The following is a 4,584-nucleotide window of genomic DNA, read 5'->3' as shown; positions in this document are numbered from 1 at the left end:
GCGCGGCGCCGGCGTCTCGCGCGACGGCCCCGCCGCCGGCGCGGTCACAACCGTGCGGGGCATGCGGATCTTCGAGCGAACCCGGTTGCGCGGCGTCGGCTCGTCGTCAGTGACGAAGGCGCGCAGGTGCGCGGTGCGCTTGAAGATGCTGCCCGACATGCCGCGCGGCTTGGGCCGGAAGCGCTTGATGATCGCCGCCGCCTCCACCTCCACACGGGCGACCCGAAGCGTCGAGGAGTCGAGGTTGTAGTTGTGCTCGGCATTCGCCGCCGCCGACTTGATGACGTTGGCGACGTCTCGCGCGGCGGCGCGCGGCGTGAACTTGAGGATCACCAGCGCCTCGGCGACGGGCAGGCCCTCGACGGTCGCGGTCACCAGCCGTGCCTTGCGCGCGGTGGTGCGAACCCATTTGGCGGTTGCGACTACTTCCATCTTCCTGCTACTTGAGCGCCGCGCTGCGCTCGGTGTGGTGGCCGTGGCCGCGGTAGCGCCTGGTGGCGGCGAACTCGCCGAGCTTGTGCCCGACCATCGCCTCGGTGATGAACACGGGCACGTGCTTGCGCCCGTCATGCACCGCGATGGTGTGGCCCACCATGTCGGGGAACACGTCGCTGCGGCGCGACCACGTCTTGATGATCCGCTTCTCGCGGTTGGCGTTGAGCTGTTGCACCTTCTTGAGGAGGTGGTCGTCGCAGAACGGACCTTTCTTCAGGGATCGGCTCATCTCTCTACTTCTTGCGACGTCGCACGATCATCCGATCGGTCGACTTGTTGTGCCGGGTGCGATAGCCGAGCGCCGGCTTGCCCCAGGGCGTCTGCGGATGGCCACCGGCACCGCTGCGGCCCTCGCCACCACCGTGAGGGTGGTCGAAGGGGTTCATGGTCATACCGCGAACCGACGGGCGCCAGCCGCGCCAGCGCGACTTGCCCGCCTTGCCCACGGTCTCGTTCTCATGGTCGACGTTGCCGACCTGGCCGACGGTCGCCGAGCAGTTGATGTCGACGCGGCGCACCTCGCCGCTGGGCATGCGCAGGGTGGCGAAGCCGCCCTCCTTGGCAAGCAGCTGTGCGGCGCCGCCGGCGCTGCGCACCAACTGGCCGCCGCGGCCCAGCTTGAGCTCGATGTTGTGGATGGTGGTACCGAGCGGCATGCTCGCCAGGGGCAGGCTATTGCCCGGCCGCACCTCGGCCTTGGTGCCGGCCATGACGCTGTCGCCGACCGCCAGGCCCAGCGGGGCGAGGATGTAACGCTTCTCGCCGTCCGCGTAGTTGATCAGCGCGATGCGCGCCGAGCGGTTGGGGTCGTACTCGATGGTGGCGACCCGTCCTGGGATGTCGAGCTTGTTGCGCTTGAAGTCGACGATCCGGTACAGCTTCTTGTGGCCACCGCCGCGGTGGCGTACGGTGATGCTGCCGGTGTTGTTGCGCCCGCTGTGTTTCTTGAGATGCTCGGTGAGCGAGCGCTCGGGGGTCCCCCTGGTGACCTCCTCGAAGCTGCTCACCGACATGAAGCGGCGCCCCGGGCTGGTCGGCTTGTAGCGCTTGATGGGCACGGCTACACCCCCTCGAAGAGGCCGTCGATACGCTGCCCCGGGGCCAGCGTGACGACCGCCTTCTTCCAGTCCGGGCTCTTGCCCACCACCCGGGCGCGGCCCCGCGAACGGCGCCGCATCTTGCCATGCACGTTGATGGTGTTGACCTTGGTCACGGTGATCTTCTGGGCGGCGAACAGCTCCTCGACGGCCCGACCGATGTCGATCTTGGTGGCCCACGGCGCGCACCGGAACGCGTAGCGGCCGGCCGCCATCGCCCCGTACGACTTCTCACTGACCACCGGTCCGATCACCGCCTGCTCCGAGGTGCGCCCGACGCTCATGACCACGCCTCCTCGACATGCTCGATGGCGTCGCGGGTCATCAGCACCGTCTCGGCGGTGAGCAGATCGCGCACCGAGAGGTTGGCGGCGAGGATGACGCGCACCTCGGCGAGGTTGCGCGCGCTGCGCTCGAGCAGCTCGTTGTGCGAACCGAGGACGACGAGCACCCGCGCCCCGGCCTCGATGGCGCGCAGCAGGTCGACCACCGCGCGGGTGCTCGGCGTCTCCAGCTCGAACCCGGACAGCACCGAGATCTGGCCGTCCTGCGCCTTGGCCGTCAGCGCGCTGCGTAGCGCCATGCGCCGCTGCTTACGGGGCATGTCCTGGCGGTAGCTGCGCGGCGTCGGCCCGAACACGATGCCACCGCCGGTCCACTGCGGGGAGCGGATCGATCCCTGGCGGGCACGTCCGGTTCCCTTCTGGCGCCACGGCTTCTTGCCGCCGCCGCGCACCTCCGTCCGGGTCTTGGTGTCGTGCGTGCCCTGGCGCGCGTTGGCGAGCTGGCGGATCAGCGCCTGGTGCATCACCGCGGTGTTTATCGGCGCACCGAAGATGGCGTCCGACAGTTGGAGCTCACCGTTGCCGGCGCCGGTCTGGTCGACGACGCGAACCGCGGTCACGGCAGATCCTCGCGCTCGCTGGGTCGGACCATCACCACGCTGTTCCTGTGTCCCGGCACCGAGCCCTTGATGAGCAGCAGGTTGCGCTCGCCGTCGACACGCACCACCTCGAGGTGGCGCACGGTGCGGCGCACGTTGCCGTACTGGCCGGACATCTTCACGCCCTTGAAGGTTCGCGCCGCATCGACCGAGCCGATCGAGCCGGGCTGGCGCGTGTTCATGGAGCCGTGGCTCACCGGGCCGCGGCTGAAGCCGTGGCGCTTCACCGTGCCAGAGAAACCCTTGCCCTGGCTGATCCCGGTCACGTCCACCAGCTCGCCTTCACTGAAGATGTCCACCAGCAGGCGGGTGCCGAGCTCGGCCTCGCCGCCGTCGCGCAGCTCGATGAGCCGGCGCAGCGGGCGCACCCCGGCGCGCCGGAAGTGCCCCGTCAACGGCTTGTTGACCCGCCGCGGCAGCTTCTCGCCGAAGCCGAGTTGCAGCGCCTCGTAGCCGTCGACCGGCGTCGTCTTGCGCTGCACCACGTGACAGGAGTCGGACTCCAGCACCGTCACCGGGACCACCGTCCCGCGCTCCGTGAAGATCTGGGTCATGCCCACCTTGCGGGCGAGGATTCCCCTAGCCACGCTGGTCTCCGAGCTTGATCTCAATGTTGACGCCGCTGGGCATGTTGAGCCGCATGAGCGCGTCGACCACCTTGGGGTTGGGGTCGAGGATGTCGAGGATCCGTTTGTGGGTGCGCATCTCGAACTGCTCGCGGGAGTCCTTGTCGATGAATGGCCCGCGGACCACGGTGTACTTGTTGATGGACGTGGGCAGAGGCACAGGCCCGGCCACGCGGGTGCCTGTCCGGGTGGCCGTGTCGACGATCTTCGACGCGGCTTGGTCCAGGACCCTGTGGTCGTACGCCTTCAGGCGGATGCGGATCTTCTGTGCCATGAGCGGTGGGCGGTACCTTTGCCTTGTGCTGTGAACTACTTGTCGATGCTGGTGACGGTGCCGGCACCGACCGTGCGGCCACCCTCGCGGATGGCGAAGCGCATGCTGTCCTCGACGGCGATCGGGGTGATCAGCTCGATGCCCATCTCCACGTTGTCACCGGGCATGCACATCTCCTGGCCCTCGGGCAGGCTGATCGTGCCGGTGACGTCGGTGGTGCGGATGTAGAACTGGGGACGGTAGCCGTTGAAGAAGGGCGTGTGGCGCCCGCCCTCGTCCTTGCCGAGCACGTACACCTGGGCCTTGAACTTGGTGTGCGGCGTGATCGTGCCAGGCTTGGCGAGGACCTGACCGCGCTCGACATCCTCGCGCTTGACACCGCGGATCAGGCAGCCGACGTTCATGCCAGCCTCGCCGGTGTCGAGCAGCTTGTGGAACATCTCCACGCCAGTGACCACCGTCTTGGAGGTGTCCTTGATGCCGACGATCTCGACGTTCTCGTTGACCTTGACGACACCGCGCTCGATGCGACCCGTGACCACGGTGCCGCGCCCCTCGATCGAGAACACATCCTCGATGGGCATCATGAACGGCTTGTCGACGGGGCGCTCGGGCACCGGGATGTAGCTGTCCACGGCATCCATCAGCTTGCCGATGGCCTCGGCGGCCTCCTTGTCGCCCTCGAGCGCCTTGAGCGCGCTGACGCGGACGATTGGTGTGTCGTCGCCGGGGAAGTTGTTCTTGCTGAGCAACTCCCGGACCTCGAGCTCGACGAGCTCGAGCAGCTCCTCGTCGTCGACCTGGTCGACCTTGTTGAGCGCCACCACGATGTAGGGCACGCCGACCTGGCGCGCCAGCAGGATGTGCTCGCGGGTCTGGGGCATCGGGCCGTCGGTGGCGGCCACCACCAGGATGGCGCCGTCCATCTGGGCCGCGCCGGTGATCATGTTCTTGATGTAGTCGGCGTGGCCGGGACAGTCCACGTGAGCGTAGTGCCGGGCTTCCGACTCATACTCGACGTGGGCGGCGGCAATCGTCACCGTCTTGGTGGCGTCGCGCTCGGTGCCGCCTTTGGCGATGTCCTTGTAGTTCTTGGCCGTCGTCCCGAACTTCGCTTGGGAGCGAGCGCTCAGGGCGGCAGTCAGGGTT

7 protein-coding genes and 1 pseudogene are annotated in these 4,584 nt (G+C 68.1%); all 8 read right to left on the bottom strand.

Annotated features, from left to right (window positions below; all coding sequences use genetic code 11):
• Nucleotides 1-105: 105 nt before the first annotated feature.
• A pseudogene (rplV, locus tag JF886_RS13810) lies at nucleotides 106-432 on the bottom strand (50S ribosomal protein L22); the annotation flags it as partial.
• A 7-nt stretch (nucleotides 433-439) separates the two neighbouring features.
• Nucleotides 440-724, bottom strand: a complete 285-nt coding sequence (gene rpsS / locus JF886_RS13805; protein WP_337313431.1) for a 30S ribosomal protein S19 — start codon at nucleotides 722-724, stop codon at nucleotides 440-442.
• 4 nt (nucleotides 725-728) lie between these two features.
• The gene (gene rplB, locus JF886_RS13800) at nucleotides 729-1,553 is read right to left on the bottom strand and encodes a 50S ribosomal protein L2 (RefSeq protein WP_337313429.1); all 825 of its coding nucleotides are present in this window, start codon (nucleotides 1,551-1,553) and stop codon (nucleotides 729-731) included.
• Nucleotides 1,554-1,555: 2 nt separating this feature from the next.
• Nucleotides 1,556-1,876, bottom strand: a complete 321-nt coding sequence (gene rplW, locus JF886_RS13795; protein ID WP_337313428.1) for a 50S ribosomal protein L23 — start codon at nucleotides 1,874-1,876, stop codon at nucleotides 1,556-1,558.
• Complete coding sequence (rplD, locus tag JF886_RS13790; RefSeq protein WP_337313426.1) at nucleotides 1,873-2,496, bottom strand: 50S ribosomal protein L4; 624 nt, start codon at nucleotides 2,494-2,496, stop codon at nucleotides 1,873-1,875. Before rplD ends, rplW begins: the two co-directional genes overlap by 4 nt.
• The gene (gene rplC / locus JF886_RS13785; RefSeq protein ID WP_337313425.1) at nucleotides 2,493-3,122 is read right to left on the bottom strand and encodes a 50S ribosomal protein L3; all 630 of its coding nucleotides are present in this window, start codon (nucleotides 3,120-3,122) and stop codon (nucleotides 2,493-2,495) included. Before rplC ends, rplD begins: the two co-directional genes overlap by 4 nt.
• Nucleotides 3,115-3,435 (bottom strand): 30S ribosomal protein S10, encoded by a 321-nt coding sequence (gene rpsJ / locus JF886_RS13780; RefSeq protein WP_337313423.1) that lies wholly within the window; start codon nucleotides 3,433-3,435, stop codon nucleotides 3,115-3,117. The genes rplC and rpsJ overlap by 8 nt, the downstream gene beginning before the upstream one ends.
• A 35-nt stretch (nucleotides 3,436-3,470) precedes the next feature.
• Nucleotides 3,471-4,584: elongation factor Tu (gene tuf, locus JF886_RS13775; protein WP_337313422.1), on the bottom strand; the 1,114-nt coding region annotated here is incomplete at its 5' end.

This window comes from Candidatus Aeolococcus gillhamiae (genome assembly GCF_016464765.1).
Taxonomy (GTDB): Bacteria; Chloroflexota; Dormibacteria; order Aeolococcales; family Aeolococcaceae; genus Aeolococcus; species Aeolococcus gillhamiae.
This window is presented reverse-complemented; position numbering and strand designations above follow the sequence as displayed.

Excerpts from the sequence above, each read along its gene's own strand:
- rplW (WP_337313428.1), bottom strand. The coding sequence starts at position 1,876 with ATGAGCGTCGGGCGCACCTCGGAGCAGGCGGTGATCGGACCGGTGGTC.
- rpsS (WP_337313431.1), bottom strand. The coding sequence starts at position 724 with ATGAGCCGATCCCTGAAGAAAGGTCCGTTCTGCGACGACCACCTCCTC.
- rpsJ (WP_337313423.1), bottom strand. The coding sequence starts at position 3,435 with ATGGCACAGAAGATCCGCATCCGCCTGAAGGCGTACGACCACAGGGTC.